General features: G+C 36.3%; 12 protein-coding genes and 12 tRNA genes. All 24 read left to right on the forward strand.

Annotation, left to right across the window (positions count from 1 at the left end; translation table 11 throughout):
• Nucleotides 1–2 precede the first annotated feature (2 nt).
• The 24 genes from C568_RS0113795 to C568_RS0113925 all read left to right on the forward strand — a co-directional run bounded on the left by C568_RS0113795 (nt 3) and on the right by C568_RS0113925 (nt 16,240).
• Nucleotides 3–79: transfer RNA gene (locus tag C568_RS0113795), tRNA-Met, on the forward strand.
• Between the two features lie 3 nt (nt 80–82).
• Nucleotides 83–158: transfer RNA gene (locus tag C568_RS0113800), tRNA-Asp, on the forward strand.
• A gap of 9 nt (nt 159–167) precedes the next feature.
• Nucleotides 168–243, forward strand: a tRNA-Phe gene (locus C568_RS0113805).
• A 14-nt stretch (nt 244–257) separates the two neighbouring features.
• Nucleotides 258–333 (forward strand) — tRNA-Thr (locus C568_RS0113810).
• A 10-nt stretch (nt 334–343) separates the two neighbouring features.
• Nucleotides 344–427 (forward strand) — tRNA-Tyr (locus C568_RS0113815).
• 14 nt (nt 428–441) lie between these two features.
• Nucleotides 442–515 (forward strand) — tRNA-Trp (locus tag C568_RS0113820).
• Nucleotides 516–527: 12 nt separating this feature from the next.
• Nucleotides 528–603 (forward strand) — tRNA-His (locus tag C568_RS0113825).
• A gap of 65 nt (nt 604–668) precedes the next feature.
• A tRNA-Gln gene (locus C568_RS0113830) sits at nt 669–743 on the forward strand.
• 5 nt (nt 744–748) lie between these two features.
• Nucleotides 749–823 (forward strand) — tRNA-Gly (locus C568_RS0113835).
• A gap of 14 nt (nt 824–837) precedes the next feature.
• Nucleotides 838–908 (forward strand) — tRNA-Cys (locus tag C568_RS0113840).
• A gap of 10 nt (nt 909–918) precedes the next feature.
• A tRNA-Leu gene (locus tag C568_RS0113845) sits at nt 919–1,000 on the forward strand.
• A 206-nt stretch (nt 1,001–1,206) separates the two neighbouring features.
• Entirely contained in the window at nt 1,207–1,356 is a 150-nt protein-coding gene (locus C568_RS34755) for a hypothetical protein (protein ID WP_018781879.1), read from the forward strand.
• A 296-nt stretch (nt 1,357–1,652) separates the two neighbouring features.
• Entirely contained in the window at nt 1,653–2,459 is an 807-nt protein-coding gene (locus C568_RS0113855) for a C1 family peptidase (RefSeq protein WP_029427298.1), read from the forward strand.
• 838 nt (nt 2,460–3,297) lie between these two features.
• On the forward strand, nt 3,298–4,017 hold the full coding sequence (locus C568_RS0113860; RefSeq protein ID WP_003205196.1) for a YebC/PmpR family DNA-binding transcriptional regulator: 720 nt from the start codon (nt 3,298–3,300) through the stop codon (nt 4,015–4,017).
• A 999-nt stretch (nt 4,018–5,016) separates the two neighbouring features.
• Nucleotides 5,017–5,793 carry a transglycosylase domain-containing protein gene (locus tag C568_RS0113875; RefSeq protein WP_006093439.1) on the forward strand — a complete coding sequence of 259 codons (777 nt, stop codon included), beginning with the start codon at nt 5,017–5,019 and terminating at the stop codon, nt 5,791–5,793.
• A gap of 190 nt (nt 5,794–5,983) precedes the next feature.
• Nucleotides 5,984–6,637: a DsbA family protein gene (locus C568_RS0113880; RefSeq protein ID WP_018781883.1), complete on the forward strand. Its 654-nt coding sequence runs from the start codon at nt 5,984–5,986 to the stop codon at nt 6,635–6,637.
• A gap of 111 nt (nt 6,638–6,748) precedes the next feature.
• Nucleotides 6,749–6,822: transfer RNA gene (locus C568_RS0113885), tRNA-Gly, on the forward strand.
• Nucleotides 6,823–7,031: 209 nt separating this feature from the next.
• On the forward strand, nt 7,032–8,174 hold the full coding sequence (gene queG / locus C568_RS0113890; protein ID WP_006093441.1) for a tRNA epoxyqueuosine(34) reductase QueG: 1,143 nt from the start codon (nt 7,032–7,034) through the stop codon (nt 8,172–8,174).
• A gap of 46 nt (nt 8,175–8,220) precedes the next feature.
• Entirely contained in the window at nt 8,221–9,108 is an 888-nt protein-coding gene (locus tag C568_RS0113895) for an amidase domain-containing protein (RefSeq protein ID WP_018781884.1), read from the forward strand.
• Nucleotides 9,109–9,166: 58 nt separating this feature from the next.
• Nucleotides 9,167–9,655, forward strand: coding sequence for a tRNA (uridine(34)/cytosine(34)/5-carboxymethylaminomethyluridine(34)-2'-O)-methyltransferase TrmL (gene trmL / locus C568_RS0113900; RefSeq protein ID WP_003195070.1), 489 nt, complete (start codon nt 9,167–9,169; stop codon nt 9,653–9,655).
• Nucleotides 9,656–10,057: 402 nt separating this feature from the next.
• Nucleotides 10,058–11,953, forward strand: a complete 1,896-nt coding sequence (locus tag C568_RS0113910) for a PrkA family serine protein kinase (RefSeq protein ID WP_018781885.1) — start codon at nt 10,058–10,060, stop codon at nt 11,951–11,953.
• A gap of 679 nt (nt 11,954–12,632) precedes the next feature.
• Nucleotides 12,633–13,808, forward strand: a complete 1,176-nt coding sequence (gene yhbH / locus C568_RS0113915) for a sporulation protein YhbH (protein ID WP_006093445.1) — start codon at nt 12,633–12,635, stop codon at nt 13,806–13,808.
• A 311-nt stretch (nt 13,809–14,119) separates the two neighbouring features.
• Nucleotides 14,120–14,668 carry a hypothetical protein gene (locus C568_RS0113920; RefSeq protein ID WP_006093446.1) on the forward strand — a complete coding sequence of 183 codons (549 nt, stop codon included), beginning with the start codon at nt 14,120–14,122 and terminating at the stop codon, nt 14,666–14,668.
• Nucleotides 14,669–14,680: 12 nt separating this feature from the next.
• Complete coding sequence (locus tag C568_RS0113925; RefSeq protein WP_006093447.1) at nt 14,681–16,240, forward strand: flotillin family protein; 1,560 nt, start codon at nt 14,681–14,683, stop codon at nt 16,238–16,240.
• The last annotated feature ends 348 nt before the right edge of the window (nt 16,241–16,588 follow it).

Here is a 16,588-nt window from a genome sequence, read left to right on the forward strand (position 1 = left end):
GTCGCGGGGTGGAGCAGTTCGGTAGCTCGTCGGGCTCATAACCCGAAGGTCGCAGGTTCAAATCCTGTCCCCGCAACCAAATGGTCCCGTGGTGTAGTGGTTAACATGCCTGCCTGTCACGCAGGAGATCGCCGGTTCGACCCCGGTCGGGACCGCCATTTATTTCTGGCTCGGTAGCTCAGTCGGTAGAGCAGAGGACTGAAAATCCTCGTGTCGGCGGTTCGATTCCGTCCCGAGCCACCATTTTAACTAAATATGCCGGCTTAGCTCAATTGGTAGAGCAACTGACTTGTAATCAGTAGGTTGGGGGTTCAAGTCCTCTAGCCGGCACCATGTAAGTTTCGGAGGGGTAGCGAAGTGGCTAAACGCGGCGGACTGTAAATCCGCTCCTTCGGGTTCGGCAGTTCGAATCTGCCCCCCTCCACCATTTACATTTTATATAGGGGTATAGTTTAAAGGTAGAACAGAGGTCTCCAAAACCTCCAGTGTGGGTTCAATTCCTACTACCCCTGCCAAAACACAACATGGCGGTTGTGGCGAAGTGGTTAACGCACCGGATTGTGGCTCCGGCATTCGTGGGTTCGATTCCCATCAGTCGCCCCATTTTTATTTTTTAATATTTGTAAATAAAGTAGTTAATACTTGCATATAATGAATTAAAACTTCGGTGGGCTATAGCCAAGCGGTAAGGCAACGGACTTTGACTCCGTCATGCGCTGGTTCGAATCCAGCTAGCCCAGCCATTTTTGCGGAAGTAGTTCAGTGGTAGAATACAACCTTGCCAAGGTTGGGGTCGCGGGTTCGAATCCCGTCTTCCGCTCCAAAGTAATTTAATATGGCGGCATAGCCAAGTGGTAAGGCAGAGGTCTGCAAAACCTTTACCACCGGTTCGAATCCGGTTGCCGCCTTTCTCATTATGCCGATGTGGCGGAATTGGCAGACGCGCACGACTCAAAATCGTGTTCCTTCGGGAGTGTCGGTTCGACCCCGACCATCGGTATCAAAAAGACGAGTAATCGTCTTTTTTATTTGTCTTCGGATTGATTATATCGTACATATTAAGCGCTTCTTACTGCGGTAAGGAGTGCTTTTTTTGCGTTTATAGACGTTGAATTCTTAGATGACTTTATTAACTCGAAGCGTGCGAGCAAATCGTTTACGCTGAGTGTGGAGGTGTAGTTGTGGTAAGACGAAGGAACGTGTTAAATGATCGCGAATTATCTTGTTGTTCACAAAAGTAAAAAGTCGTACGTAGAAACGTTTGAGGATGCGCTAAGTATTTTTACGAAGAATTGTGAGTTACGTAATTTAAGGCCTCATACGATTGGGCTTTATCGTAAGGAAGTATCTGCCTAAACCATTTACGTGAGCAAGGTATCGACAGTATAAATTTAAAGTTGTATAACGTCACAGAGGAACATAGTAAAGAAAACGTCATTATATATATGTGTAATGAAGTAGAAAATCCTACGGAGCCCCGCGTTTAATTATCGTAAGTGACCACCATTCTCGTTGGCTTTACTCGTTTTTTTTATACGAGGAAGTCAAAGTATAACCAAGACTCTCTGTTATAGAATACATATTTTCTAATGTATATGTTAAGGATATATATTGAATGACTTTGTCTATAAGGAAAGGACGAATGTTTAAATATGAATTCAAAGGAATCAATTCTTAGCCTTACTAGTAATAATGATATTGTTAAATACCTAAATGTGAGGAAAGACCCTATCGATTTACGAGATAGAATGTTTCAAAGTTATCTTTTTAGTAATGAGGAGGATCTTCCAACTCAAGTGGATCTTCGAGAGCGAATGTCAGATGTTGTAGATCAAGGTCAACTTGGTTCTTGTACAGCAAACGCTATTGTATCCGGATTACGTGAGTATCTCTTAAAACAATCGGGACGCCCATTTGTTCTATTATCGCGCTTATATCTGTATTATCATGAACGAAAAATAGAGGGAGACATTCAAAATGATAATGGAGCTATTTTGCGAGATGGGATGAGTGTACTTGAAAAGCTGGGAGTCTGTCCTGAGAAAGATTACCCTTACCAAATAGAGCATTTTCGTGATACACCATCCTCGAAATCGGAAAATGATGCATTACTTTATCGGATTGGGCAATATAGTCGTGTGCAAGATTTACCACGATTAAAATCTGCACTGGCGCATGGACTTCCAGTAGTTCTTGGTTTTCTAGTTACAAATGCCTTTTATCATTCTGATGAGGTAAGAAAAACTGGAATCGTACCTATCTCAGGAACTGATGATGTAATTATAGAAGATGGACAACCAGCAGGACATGCTGTATGTGCTGTTGGGTATGATGATGATAAAAAAGTTGTGATTATTCGAAACAGCTGGGGGACAGAATGGGGAGATGAAGGGTATTGTTATTTTCCATATGAATTATTCCAAAACGGAATTGTACAGGATATGTGGACCGGACGCTAATTTCAGAATAAGGAAGGAGGATAAAAAGATTATTCTAATTCCTCCTCTTTGAATAATCTTTTTTTGTATTGCGTATACTATCTGCAAGCCGACTTTCCTTCGGCTTCACTCTTTCAAAACGGGGCGCTCTCTCTTCCGTGTCGTGCAAGAACGTAGCGGGGGACTTAATCAGTTGCCTGCTGTTTTTGCGAATAAACGTAAAAATTCTTGTCCACAATAACTAAAGAAGATATCTTAAGCTATTCGTAGCAACCTCCAGCAAATGTTTTTTGTAAGACCGTTCTTGTAAAAGAGGCGGTCTTATTTACGTATTGCTATAAACACAAAGAAAAACTCTTATAGTATCAGTTATTCCGTTATCGGTACTAGCTGAACAAAAGTTAACACTACGAGCAATTCTCACCGTTCGCACCACACATTAAAACCGTGCATTTTAATCGGCAGTGAGTCCGAGAGTTCGATGAACCAAATCATGCGCATTATGAGGAAACACACTTTGTATTAAATAAATTTGGAGATGGAATTGCTAGATCATTAACGAAATCTGGAGACCTTTCAGAACCAAAATAATGGGTTGTAAAAGTAGGCTTCCATTTTAGGAGGCTTTTTGTATTTACACTGTAAAATCATGTTATTTGAGTGTTAAATTCGTAATGAATTATGAATTTAAGGTATAATATAATTTGGTGAATGAACGAAATTATATTGATTTATATTATGTCAGTAATGCGAATCAATAATGAACTTTTTGTATTTATTTTGAAAAAGTGTTGAATAAACATTGTATTTCATATTAATATTTTTATGTAGATTTAAACGTGAAAGAGAGTGGAACAGTATGGGCCGTAAATGGAATAATATTAAAGACAAAAAAGCATCAAAAGATGCAAATACAAGCCGTATATATGCGAAATTTGGACGTGAGATTTATGTGGCTGCAAAACAAGGTGAGCCAGATCCAGAATCAAATCAAACGTTGAGAGTCGTATTAGAACGTGCAAAAACATACAATGTACCAAGAACAATCATTGATCGTGCGATTGAAAAAGCAAAAGGTGGTTCTGAAGAAAATTACGACGAGCTTCGTTATGAAGGATTCGGACCAAATGGATCTATGGTAATTGTAGATACACTTACAAATAACGTGAATCGTACTGCAGCGGATGTACGAGCTGCGTTTAGTAAAAATAGTGGTAATATGGGCGTAAATGGATCCGTAGCATATATGTTTGATGCAACTGCTGTTATTGGGCTTGAAGGAAAAACAGCAGATGAAGTGCTTGAAATTTTAATGGAAGCAGATGTAGACGCGCGTGATATTCTAGAAGAAGAGGAAGCGGTTATCGTTTATGCTGAACCTGATCAGTTCCATTCGGTACAAGCAGCGCTTAAGGATGCTGGTATTACTGAATTTACAGTTGCTGAGCTAACAATGCTTGCACAAAATGATTTAACACTTCCAGAAGATGCACAAGTGCAATTTGAAAAAATGATTGATGCATTAGAAGATTTAGAAGATGTTCAACAAGTTTATCACAATGTTGATTTGGGTGAATAATATCTAAAAAAGAGACCTTTTGTTATTTAGAACAAAAGGCCTCTTTTTTTGGATTGTTTGTAGATTAAAAAGGATTCTCGAAATGCTTGTTGAAAATTAAATTATATTGATTTTAAAATAAAACTAATATTCTTTGGAAGCAGGATGATGGAATATACAACCCCTAAGCATATTGTTGCTGTTTCTGCTTACATAAAATATATAACACGCCCACATATGAAGTCGAGAACACTTGATGCCATAAAAGCAAAGAATTTCATTCCATATGAAACATGGAAAATAGATCCTTATGATTTGATAGGGAGATTATAGATTATTTCATCTATTACTAATTTCAAAAGGGCAAGTGATTTGAGATATCATCAAATCAATCGTCCTTTTTTGCTTATATTGTGTAAGTAAAAATCTCTAGTATGATGTTTAATCGGTGAAATTAGGTAAAGTAATAAGATAAAAAGTATACATAGTAAATACATATTGATTATAAGAACGTTCGTTTGGTATTATATCTATATTGTTCCAATTGGACTGTTATATTAATTTTTTAGAAATACTGTAGAAAAAATGTTAGGAGGGAACTAACTAAAACTAAAAATATGCCAGGTGATATAATAGAAGAAGGATGGATATGTGATTTTAAAGCAATTCATCTGAATATATATATCCATTTTGATTTTCCGACATATAAGTCGTGGCTATGAAAACAAAAGAGGATCTCCACTCATTTGCTCCCTTTGTTTTCACGTGGTATGGGGCCAAAAAAGGCACTGACCGATTCTATACATGGCCAGATTCTCTCTTCCATCTAAAAAGAAGGGGGGGATGTTGTTTTTTAATTTCGATGTATATAGAAGCTTACCATTTTTTCTGCTAGAATATGTATTCTATAACTTACAACATTGTAAGGTAGGTGTAAGAGAAATCGATTGGAGATTGTTTTAAAAAACGGTATTCTTAATGTAAGGATTATATATGATGTAAGGAAAAGAGGTGTGCATAATGAAAGAACGAGTACTGTCTAGAGTCAACTATCATCAAAAAGTTTCATTCAATCCAATTACAAAGTTTCTTTATAAAGCTATTATTTTATTATTACTACTGAGTTGTACATTATTATTTATCGGAAATGTAATGATTGAAAGAAGTGATATTAGTAAGCTACATGTACCTGCTAAATTAGAGGTACCAGAATCTCTGGCTCACGCATTTATTGCGACAGAAGATAAAAGGTTTTATCACCATAACGGCTTAGACTATATAGCAATTGTCCGAGCTTCTATTGAAAATATAAAAGCTGGTGGTGTTGTACAAGGTGGAAGTACAATTACACAGCAGCTTTCCAAAAATGCTTTTTTATCTAATGAACGTACATTTTCTCGTAAATGGAAGGAAGTTTTTTATACAAAAAAAATTGAGCGAACATTTACTAAAGATGAGATTTTAAAATTATATGTAAGCAATATTTATTACGGAGAAGGTGCATGGGGGATTGAAAAAGCATCCAAGCTATACTTTGGCAAAACGGTAAATCAATTAACATTAAGTGAGAGTGCAATGATGGCTGCTGTTGTGAAAGCTCCTGCTTATTATTCCCCTGCTCAAAATTATGACAAAGCAGTAGAAAGACGAAATGTCGTTTTGAAATTAATGGAACGAGAAGGATATATTAGTCATGATGAATATGTGCAAGCAATTAGTGAAAAATTAGTAATTCGTCATGACATTCCAACTCAGCATTCATTGCAAAAAGTAGCTCGTGAAAAAGCGGTAAGTTAAAAGTGAAGTTCCATAGGGGAACTTCACTTTTTTTGAATAAGACTGCCAAAGAAGAGACACAATATTGACACATTTGTTGTATTTTTGGAAATTATGTGAGCGTGTTCATTGCATGATGTATAAAAGTATTGATATCATGTGTAATGTGTACAACAATGTATACAGAATATGAATTTAAAGAGGAATGTATATGAAATCATCAAATAAAATCATGGCTCTTGGTATTGTTTTTTCTATTGCAGTGTTAATTGTAATTGGAACAGTTGCGTACAGTATCATAAATGACAAAAAAGATAAAGGGAATGAAATGTTTGCTTATTCCACGCAGCAATCTTTAGGTAAGGAAGATGCACCCGTTAAGGTTGTTGAATTTGGGGATTTTAAATGTCCAGCTTGTCGAACTTGGGATACGACAGTATTACCTCGTTTAAAAGAGGAGTATATTAATAAAGGGAAAGTTCAGTTTTATTTCATTAATTTTCCGTTTATTGGAAAAGATTCTAATTTAGGTGCAGCGGCTGGTGAGGCGATTTATAAACAAGACCCAGAATCTTTCTGGACATTCTATGATGAAATTTATCAAATTCAGAAGAAAGATACTGAAGAATGGATTACAGAAGAACTGCTTCTTAATACAGTGAAGGAAAAACTTCCGAAAGTTAATATAGAACAGTTTAAAAAAGATTTACATAGCAAAGAAACCCAAGACAAAGTACGTAAGGATTCCGATCGTGCACAAAAATTAAAAGTACAAGGTGCTCCTTCAGTATATGTAAATGGGAATCTTTCAAATCCTGATTATGATAGTATGAAAAAGGCAATCGATAAAGAATTGAAAAAGTGATGATTATTCATCACTTTTCGACTTTTTTCGATAAAATTCTTGCTTGGGCTTTTATTACATGCTATACTATTTTACATAAGTTATTTCAATATCTTATGTTTTTTCATATTTGCGGGTGTAGTTTAGTGGTAAAACAAGAGCCTTCCAAGCTCTGGTCGAGAGTTCGATTCTCTTCACCCGCTCCAGATATTATTTCATATTCTCATAATAAATTGTGATCAACGCAGTGTTTCGTTTCTAAGATAAACGAGGCATTGCGTTTTTTAATGTTTGGAAATGAAGATTTTATGCGAAAATAGAATTAAGGACTATGATTACGAAGTGGATTGCTAACCATCAGTAGGTGATTACTTGTTTGATGAGGATATGTATTCATCGTAGAAGGAGGCAAAGCATGAATTTTGAGCAATTAAAGCAAGATGTTATAGCGTATAGTAAAACAATTGGAATAGATAAAATAGGCTTTGCGAGTGCCTCACCATTTGAAGAATTAAAACAGCGTTTAATTCAGCAGCAACAATTAAATTATCAGTCTGGATTTGAAGAACCTGATATTGAAAAAAGAACGAATCCACAGTTACTATTGCCAGGAGCAAAATCCATTATTGCAATTGCATTAGCGTATCCATCAAAGTTGAAAAATGCACCGTTAAGTAAACGAGGAGAAAGACGTGGTATTTTTTGCCGTGCTTCTTGGGGACAAGATTATCATCTTGTTTTGCGGGATCGCCTGCAAAAATTAGAGGCGTATTTAATTGAGAAGCTTCCTGATATAGAAGTGAGATCAATGGTGGATACGGGGGAGTTGAGCGATCGCGCTGTTTCGGAGCGTGCTGGTATTGGATGGAGCGGTAAAAACTGTTCTATTATTACGCCAGAATTTGGCTCCTATGTGTATTTAGGTGAAATGATTACGAACGTACCATTTCCGCCGGATCAACCAATAGAAGATCAGTGCGGAAGTTGTACAAAGTGTATTGATATTTGTCCAACTGGTGCACTTGTACAGGGAGGACAATTAGATTCAAAAAAATGTATTGCTTTTTTAACGCAAACAAAAGGGTTTCTCCCAGAAGAATATCGAGATAAAATTGGAAATCGTATTTACGGCTGTGATACGTGTCAAACAGTTTGTCCAAAGAACAGAGGGAAGGACTTTCATAACCATTTAGAAATGGAGCCAGATCCAGAGCTTGTTAAACCTTTATTAACTCCATTATTAACGATAAGTAATCGGGATTTCAAAGAAAAATATGGCATTATGTCTGGATCATGGCGCGGGAAAAAACCATTGCAACGAAATGCAATTTTAGCCCTTGCTCATTTCAAGGAAACCACAGCAATTCCTGATTTAATTGGTGTTATGAAAGAGGATCCAAGACCTGTAATTCGTGGTACAGCAGCATGGGCTCTAGGAAAAATCGGTGGTGAAGGTGTAGGAGAATCGATTGAAAAGGCAATGGAGCGTGAAAAGGATGAAGAAGTTCTTCATGAAATGAATCGCGGTCTTGAAATGTTAGCTGAGAAAAAACAGTAGATAATGCCTCTTTTTTTCATATTGTGTAATATGGAGGGAGAGGCCTATGTTGATAAAGAAACAGCTTGAACAACAGATGCAACAATTTTTAGCTTATATTACAAATAAACGTGTAGGTGTCGATAAGATTCCTGCTGATTTACTACAAGTGTTACAACGAAAAAGAAGTTTGTTTCAAAAACGTGATGCTGAAATTGTAAAAGCAACAGCAGACGTATCTTTTATAAGACAATTGAATAGTAAGCAATATCAAGAAGTAGATTATCAAGTTCATTTGAAGTATTTAGTTCATCATCATGAATTATTCTACATGGAAGAAGAACAATTAGAACGGCGTGTTTATCTGAAAGATGGGCGTATTGTAGAAGATAAAGATATTGCAGTGAAAGAAGAAAAGGTCCAAGGGGAAACGTTAGAGCGTGAGATAACGAAAGGAAAGTATGATTCGTATCAATATAATCGCTTAGAAGCTGTCAAATATGCGGAGCGTTGGTGGGATGATCGAAACCCGGCGTATCGTAATTTTCCTGATAATTGTACGAATTTTATTTCACAGTGTCTGCATATTGGTGAAACACCAATGACTGGGTATCCTAACATTCGTAAAGGATGGTGGCAAAGGGAGAATCAGTGGAGCTGGAGCTGGGCAGTTGCTCATTCATTTTATTGGTATTTATCAGGAGCTACAACAGGACTTCGTGCTAAAGCGGTAGAAAATCCGGAAGACCTTCTACTTGGTGATGTAATTGTTTATGATTTTGAAGATGATGGTAGATGGAATCATACAACAATAGTTGTAGCCAAAGATGCGGACGGCATGCCGCTTGTAAATGCCCATTCTGCTAATAGCCGCAGGCGTTATTGGAATTATGAGGATTCCAGTAAATATACACCACAAATGAAATATAAATTTTTTCATATTATTAATGGGTAGAGATTTTTCACTCAAGTGGTATAATACGTAGTAGACAAAAGATTGAGGTGAATATAACGTGGGAGTACATGTTGTTTTATATCAACCAGAAATTCCAGCAAATACAGGGAACATTGCACGTACTTGTGCAGCCACTGGAACAGAATTACATTTAATTCGACCACTTGGATTTTCAACGGATGATAAAATGTTAAAACGTGCCGGTCTTGACTACTGGCAGCACGTAAAAATTACGTATTATGATTCGATTGAAGAGTTTTATGAAAAAAATAAAGACGGTGAATTCTTCTATTTAACAAAGTATGGTGAAAAAGCACATACAGCGTTTGATTATAGTAAGGTAGAGAAAGATTATTATTTTGTATTTGGAAGAGAAACAAACGGATTGCCAGCAAACGTAATTGAAGAAAACTTCGATCATTGTTTACGTATTCCAATGACTGACAAAGTACGTTCTTTAAATTTATCCAATACAGCAGCGATTTTAATTTATGAGGCATTCCGCCAACAAAATTATCCAGGTTTAGATTTAGAGATTGTATATTAAAATTTAAATGTAATAGCAGACAAAAGTGATGGGCTTAGGCCCATCACTTTTTGTTTGTACCTGGTTTATCATTATATCCTGAAGTGAAAATTGCAGTAAGAAATGTAAGTGAGACACCTAAAATTAATAATAATTTCATGTGAGACCTCCTTCTTCATATTTTATTTAAAATAATTTTGATCTGAAGTTTATGTAGATTCTATGGAAGTAAAGAAGATATATCCTGTAAGAATGGAGAACAAGTTCCCCATTATTTTTATTATACAGAATTTTCTTTTAAATTTGGGGTGAAATTTATAATGTTTGTAGAAGATTTCATTTTGATTTAAAGAATGTTTAAGGACATCCTCGCATACCTTTTATAATAATCCGATTGAACAAGGAGATGGGGGAGGAGCTATAATGGATATTCTAAAGAAAATTGAACAGCATCGAGAAGCAGAAGAACGTTTACAATGGGAAGGTACGTTTGCGGAATATTTGGAGCTTGTTAAAGAACGACCATGGGTGGCTCAAACTGCACACTCTCGCATTTACAATATGATTAAAGATGCTGGCATTGAAGAAGTAGAGGGTAGAAAAAAATATAATTTTTTTAGCAATCAGCTATTTGGATTAGAAGAAGCATTAGAGCGTCTTGTGGAAGAATATTTTCATCCGTCTGCGAAACGTTTAGATGTTAGAAAACGGATTTTATTATTAATGGGGCCAGTTAGTGGTGGGAAATCAACGTTAGTCACTATGTTAAAACGGGGATTAGAGACATACTCGCGTACAGATCGAGGAGCTATTTTTGCGATAAAAGGTTGCCCGATGCATGAAGATCCTCTTCATTTAATACCACATCATTTACGTGATGACTTTTACGATGAATATAGCGTTAGAATTGAAGGGAATTTGTCACCATTAAATGTGATGCGTTTAGAAAAAGAATATGGTGGAAGAATTGAAGATGTAATTGTAGAACGTATTTTCTTCTCGGAAGATCGCCGGACAGGAATTGGTACATTTAGTCCTTCAGATCCAAAATCACAGGATATTGCAGATTTAACAGGGAGTATTGATTTTTCTACAATTGCAGAATATGGTTCAGAATCAGATCCACGTGCATACCGTTTTGATGGAGAGTTAAATAAAGCAAACCGTGGTATGATGGAATTTCAGGAGATGTTAAAATGTGATGAGAAATTTTTATGGCATCTATTATCTCTTACACAAGAGGGGAATTTCAAAGCGGGGAGATTTGCACTTATTTCAGCAGATGAATTAATTGTAGCCCACACGAATGAAACAGAGTATCGCTCCTTTATTTCTAACAAGAAGAATGAGGCGTTACATTCAAGGATTATTGTAATGCCGGTTCCATATAATTTACGAGTGAGTGAAGAAGAACATATTTATGAAAAGATGATTCATGAAAGCGATGTTGCCAATGTACACATTGCGCCGCACACACTTCGCGTCGCAGCAATGTTCACGATTTTAACACGCTTGAAGGATCCGAAGCGCCCGGATATTGATTTAATTAAAAAGATGCGTTTATATGACGGAGAAATGGTAGAAGGTTACAATGCAATTGATGTAGAGGAATTGCAGCGTGAATATCAGGATGAAGGTATGAGTGGTATTGATCCGCGTTATGTCATTAACCGTATTTCTTCTACTATTATTAGAAAAGAAGTGCCATCGATTAATGCGCTTGATGTGTTACGTTCATTAAAAGATGGGTTAGATCAACATCCATCTATTAGTAATGAAGATCGGGAGCGCTATATGAATTTCATTTCATTAGCACGGAAAGAGTACGATGAAATTGCTAAGAAAGAAGTACAAAAAGCATTCGTGTATTCGTATGAAGAATCAGCTAAGACGCTTATGGATAATTACTTAGATAACGTTGAGGCATATTGCAATAAATCAAAATTACGTGATCCATTAACAGGTGAAGAAATGAGTCCAGATGAAAAGCTGATGCGTTCTATTGAAGAGCAAATTGGTATTTCAGAAAATGCAAAGAAAGCGTTCCGAGAAGAAATTTTAATACGCATTTCTGCTTATGCTCGTAAAGGAAAACGTTTTGATTATAACTCACATGAACGCCTTCGCGAAGCAATCCAGAAAAAATTATTTGCTGATTTGAAAGATGTTGTGAAAATTACAACATCTACGAAAACACCAGATGAAAATCAGCTGAAGAAAATTAATGATGTTGTAGCACGCTTAATCGATGAACATGGATATAACTCTTCATCAGCAAATGAATTGCTTCGCTATGTAGGTAGCTTGTTGAATCGATAGCTTGATAATAAAACGCTGTCTCTAATGAAAGCAGAGGCAGCGTTTTTGTATCTATCTGATTGAAGTAATGGAACTTTACTATATAAATCCATTTCGATTTTTCGACATATAAGTCGCGGCTATGAAAACAAAAGGAAATCTCCACTTATTTTCTCCCTTTGTTTTCACGTGGAATGGGGCTAAAAAAGGCATTGACCGCTACTATGCATGGTCGGATGCTCTCTTCTACCTAAAAAGTAGGTGCTGTATTGGTTTTTCAATCTGTATTTATATAGTGAATGTTTCCTGGAGACTTGTCCAAATATAATAAATTAAGGTGCAATTTCATGAATTTATTGTCAATTATTTTTACAATACGCATATGATAGAGTAACCAATCATTCATACAGAAAAAGCCAACACAATACAATATGTTGCAGAGTGGAAAAGTGTGCAACAATGAATTGTGTTTCTTTCTTATCAGCTAAAGAAATTTCAATTTAAAATGAATGCCAAAGTTTTTGTTAAGGAAGTTCGGAGCAATACGTAAAAAAGCTATGGGTGCCTTATGATTATGGAAAAAGTAAGTTCTAATGAACAGATACTTTTTAACTATTCTTGTTGCTACATCATAACCTTAAATTTGTATATTACTGTTTATTAGAGAAAATAAGGGAAATTACAGTAAGGAGGGAAAAAGATGGGCGAAGAAAATCAACCAAATTATACAATTTCACAGGAAAACTGGTCCCTCCATCGCAAAGGACATGACGATCAACAACGCCATCAAGAAAAGGTACAAGAGGCAATTAAGAATAACTTACCAGACCTTGTGACAGAAGAAAATATCGTGATGTCTAATGGTAGGGACGTTGTAAAAATACCAATTCGGTCTTTAGATGAATATAAAATTAGATATAACTACGATAAGAATAAACATGTTGGGCAAGGAACTGGTGATAGTAAAGTTGGCGATGTGGTTGCAAGAGATGGGGCAGGTGGTCAAAAGCAAAAAGGACCAGGAAAAGGGCAAGGTGCAGGGGATGCAGCTGGAGAAGATTATTATGAAGCAGAAGTATCAATTTTAGAATTAGAGCAAGCATTTTTTAAAGAGTTGGAGCTGCCTAATTTAAAGCGGAAAGAAATGGATGAAAATCGTATTGAACATATTGAATTTAATGACATTAGAAAAACAGGATTGTGGGGAAATATTGATAAAAAACGGACGATGATCTCAGCTTACAAACGAAATGCGATGAATGGAAAGCCAGCTTTTCATCCAATTCGTCAAGAAGATTTGAAGTTCCGAACATGGAATGAAGTGTTGAAGCCAGATTCCAAAGCTGTTGTATTAGCAATGATGGATACGAGCGGATCTATGGGGATTTGGGAGAAGTATATGGCGCGTAGTTTCTTCTTTTGGATGACAAGATTCTTACGTACAAAGTACGAAACGGTAGATATAGAGTTTATTGCACATCACACAGAAGCGAAGGTCGTGACAGAAGAAGAGTTTTTCTCAAAAGGAGAAAGTGGTGGAACAATCTGTTCCTCTGTTTATAGAAAAGCACTTGAGCTTATAGATGGCAAGTATTCACCGGAACGCTATAATATTTATCCATTTCATTTTTCAGATGGAGATAACTTAACATCAGATAATGCTCGGTGTGTGAAGTTTGTGCAAGAATTGATGAAGGTATGTAATATGTTTGGGTATGGGGAAGTAAACCAGTACAATCGTCACAGTACGCTTATGTCAGCCTATAAAAATATTAAAGATGAGAATTTCAGATACTATATTTTAAAGCAGAAAGCTGATGTGTTTCATGCAATGAAGAGCTTTTTTAGAGAAGAATCAGGTGAGAAAATGGCGTAGCCCCTTTTTTAAGGGGTTTTTTATATAATAGAATATTCATTCATGTGTAATAAAAGGGAAAAAATCGAAGTAGAAATATTTATATAACTTTACTTTTTATGTAAAATAGTATATTATATAAATATACAATATAACGGTTATTTTCTAGGAGGAGCCTGTCACCATAGGCTCCTCCTGTTCTTTTTTAAGCAGCCTGTCGTACAGGTTTTTTTTAAAAGAATAAATAACTGAAAATTAGGAAAAATAATTTTTGAAAGAGGTGAGGCATACATATAACAAAGAGAGAGGTAATGATGAAAGGGGGATAAGGCATGACATTGTTGGGTTATCCGCTTGAGACAATTTATTTATATGGATTTATTATTGCTACCGTACTTACTGTTATTTATATCTTTTTTGGAGATATATTTGAATCCATATGTAGCTTCGGAGGTGGATCTACATCTATTGTAACGTTGCTGCTCAGTTTCTTTGCCATGCTTTGTGGTTTTAGTTATATAGGAGAGTATTTATTTACTTGGAATAGTATTGTTATTTTTAGTCTTTCTTTCGGCATATCTTTTATTGGAGTTTTCCTAATGAAAATATTGATTTTAAAACCAATTGCAGAAGCTGAACAAAATACAGTGCAACGTATGGCTGAATTTGTTGGATGCAAAGGAGAAGTGATTATTACCATCCCGAAAGAAGGATTTGGAGAAGTATTAGTTTCTTCGCAATTTGGAAGTAATGCGATACCAGCTAAGACAATTGGAAAGAAAGATATTTTACAAGGAACCGAGGTCATTATTGAGGAAGTTCAAGATGGTGTTTTGCTTGTACAGAACATCGCTTATTCTTTAAAAAAACCAAAGTTATAAGGGGGAATTTGAATGATTCCATTAATTATCGGTGGTATATTACTCGCAATCTTACTTTTACTTATTTTGGTGTTTATCACAAAATACCGTACAGTTGGTCCTGATGAGGCGCTGATTGTAACAGGAAACTGGCTTGGTGGCGGGAAAAACGTTGTCACAACAGATGATGGTAAAAAAATTAAAATTATTCGTGGTGGTGGTACATTTGTTGTACCAATTATGCAACGAGCGGAACTTCTTAGTTTATTAAACTATAAATTAGAAGTTGGAACACGTGATACGTATACAAAGCAAGGGGTGCCAGTTACGGTAAATGGTGTTTCTATTATTAAAGTAGGTTCAACAATTGAAGAAGTATCTACAGCAGCTGAACAATATTTAGGGAAAGAAACGGAAGAGTTAAAAGTTGAAGCGAAAGAAGTATTAGAAGGCCATTTACGTGCTATCTTATCTTCAATGACAGTGGAGGATGCTTATAGTAATAGAGAGCAATTTGCACAAAAAGTACATGAAGTTGCTTCGACAGATTTGAAGAAGATGGGGCTTCGTATTGTCTCCTTTACGATTAAAGAAATCATGGATAAAAATGGTTATTTAGATGCTTTAGGTCAACCGCAAATCGCAACAGTGAAACGTGATGCAACAATTGCGAATGCAGAGCGTGAAAAAGAAGCACGTATTGAAAAAGCTCGTGCGGAGAAAGAAGCAAAAGAAGCTGAATATCAACGCGATGCACAAATTGCAGAGGCTGAAAAGCATAAAGAATTAAAAGTACAATCATATAAGAGAGAGCAAGAGCAAGCACGTGCCGATGCGGACCTTTCTTATGAATTACAACAAGCAAAAGCACAACAAGGTGTTACAGAAGAGCAAATGCGCGTTAAAATCATTGAGCGTGAAAAGCAAATTGAATTAGAAGAAAAAGAAATTGCACGTCGTGAAAAACAATACGACGCGGAAGTAAAGAAGAAAGCAGATGCAGATCGTTATGCAGTGGAACAATCAGCGGAAGCGGAAAAAGTAAAACAAATGAAAAAAGCAGATGCAGATCAATATAAGATTGAAGCAGAAGCAAGAGCACGTGCGGAAGAGGTGCGTGTAGAAGGTTTAGCAAAAGCCGAAATTGAAAAGGCACAAGGGCAAGCAAAAGCAGAAGTTCAAAAAGCGCAAGGTACAGCGGAAGCGGATGTTATCCGATTAAAAGGTTTAGCAGAAGCGGAAGCGAAGCAAAAAATTGCGGAAGCGTTCGAATTATATGGGCAAGCGGCAATTATGGATATGGTTCTTAAAATGCTTCCAAGCTACGCAAAAGAAATTGCAAGCCCACTTAGTAACATTGATAAGATTACTGTTGTGGATACAGGCGGCGGTGGAAAAAACAGCGGAGCTGGAAAAGTGGCAGGATATGCGACTGATCTAATGGCAACGATGCAAGAAACATTAAAAGCTTCTTCTGGTATTGATTTAAAAGAACTATTAGAAAGTTTTGCTGGAAAAGGTGCTGTGCAGCAGGTGGTGAGTGAGAAGCCTGTTGTGCAAGTAGTGGAAGAAAACGAGAAAAGTGAAAAATAACGAAGGAAGGCCTCTAGCATTAGGGGCCTTTTTAGGCTCTAATGCAAAGCGAAAATGAAAGAGAATATAGCGCATATATTTCTAGCGGAATTATATTTGATGATATAAGTGCAAACAATTGATGGATGAATTCTTTCTAGTTTGGACAGGTTGATTCTGTAAATCAATTTTTCTTTTTCATACTGATCATGTTCTTTTTTAGATTGATAGTATCAGTATGTCAAGGTTTTATAAATTTCTCGCACCAGAATCTCGCTAGCATCATACATACCGCACTCATGCCACCTAATGCTTTGGAAAGAAATAATCCCCATATATGATTGGCAAATTCAAATAAAGATTCAGATG

The organism is Bacillus sp. 95MFCvi2.1 (assembly GCF_000374965.1).
Lineage (GTDB): Bacteria > Bacillota > Bacilli > Bacillales > Bacillaceae_G > Bacillus_A > Bacillus_A pseudomycoides.

Coding starts and splice junctions, on each gene's coding strand:
- C568_RS34755 (WP_018781879.1), top strand. CDS start 1,207: ATGATCGCGAATTATCTTGTTGTTCACAAAAGTAAAAAGTCGTACGTA.
- C568_RS0113855 (WP_029427298.1), top strand. CDS start 1,653: ATGAATTCAAAGGAATCAATTCTTAGCCTTACTAGTAATAATGATATT.
- C568_RS0113860 (WP_003205196.1), top strand. CDS start 3,298: ATGGGCCGTAAATGGAATAATATTAAAGACAAAAAAGCATCAAAAGAT.
- C568_RS0113875 (WP_006093439.1), top strand. CDS start 5,017: ATGAAAGAACGAGTACTGTCTAGAGTCAACTATCATCAAAAAGTTTCA.
- C568_RS0113880 (WP_018781883.1), top strand. CDS start 5,984: ATGAAATCATCAAATAAAATCATGGCTCTTGGTATTGTTTTTTCTATT.
- queG (WP_006093441.1), top strand. CDS start 7,032: ATGAATTTTGAGCAATTAAAGCAAGATGTTATAGCGTATAGTAAAACA.
- C568_RS0113895 (WP_018781884.1), top strand. CDS start 8,221: ATGTTGATAAAGAAACAGCTTGAACAACAGATGCAACAATTTTTAGCT.
- C568_RS0113910 (WP_018781885.1), top strand. CDS start 10,058: ATGGATATTCTAAAGAAAATTGAACAGCATCGAGAAGCAGAAGAACGT.
- yhbH (WP_006093445.1), top strand. CDS start 12,633: ATGGGCGAAGAAAATCAACCAAATTATACAATTTCACAGGAAAACTGG.
- C568_RS0113920 (WP_006093446.1), top strand. CDS start 14,120: ATGACATTGTTGGGTTATCCGCTTGAGACAATTTATTTATATGGATTT.
- C568_RS0113925 (WP_006093447.1), top strand. CDS start 14,681: ATGATTCCATTAATTATCGGTGGTATATTACTCGCAATCTTACTTTTA.